Origin of the sequence: Janthinobacterium sp. AD80 (assembly GCF_002878455.1) — a bacterium.
GTDB lineage: Bacteria > Pseudomonadota > Gammaproteobacteria > Burkholderiales > Burkholderiaceae_D > Janthinobacterium.
Map to the genome: position 1 here is coordinate 1 of NZ_NRDQ01000375.1, position 684 is coordinate 684.

At 49.6% G+C, this 684-nt stretch carries 1 rRNA gene; it reads left to right on the plus strand.

Annotated elements, in window-relative coordinates:
* Positions 1–48: 48 nt before the first annotated feature.
* Positions 49–684 (plus strand): 23S ribosomal RNA (locus tag JaAD80_RS29815); the annotation flags it as partial.

Genomic DNA, 684 nt, shown 5'->3' on the forward strand with positions numbered 1-684 from the left:
CCCTGTAGCGCTCTTTGATGACTTCGGTCTCAGAGGCTAACGTTATAGGGACAAGCGAATAAGTGCACATGGTGGATGCCTTGGCGATTACAGGCGATGAAGGACGTAGTAGCTTGCGATAAGCTGCGGGGAGTGAGCAAACACACTTTGATCCGCAGATTTCCGAATGGGGCAACCCACCCTTTTAGGGTATTGCATACTGAATACATAGGTATGCAAGGCGAACGCGGCGAACTGAAACATCTAAGTAGCTGCAGGAAAAGAAATCAACCGAGATTCCCAAAGTAGCGGCGAGCGAAATGGGAAGAGCCTGTACGTGATAGTCGGACTGATAGAAGAATCCTCTGGAAATAGGAACCGTAGCGGGTGATAGTCCCGTATTCGAAATCAGACCGGTGATACTAAGCGTACGACAAGTAGGGCGGGACACGTGACATCCTGTCTGAATATGGGGGGACCATCCTCCAAGGCTAAATACTCGTAATCGACCGATAGTGAACCAGTACCGTGAGGGAAAGGCGAAAAGAACCCCGGAAGGGGAGTGAAATAGATCCTGAAACCGTGTGCATACAAACAGTAGGAGCGGACTTGTTCCGTGACTGCGTACCTTTTGTATAATGGGTCAGCGACTTACATTCAGTGGCAAGGTTAACCATATAGGGAAGCCGTAGACGAAATCGAGTC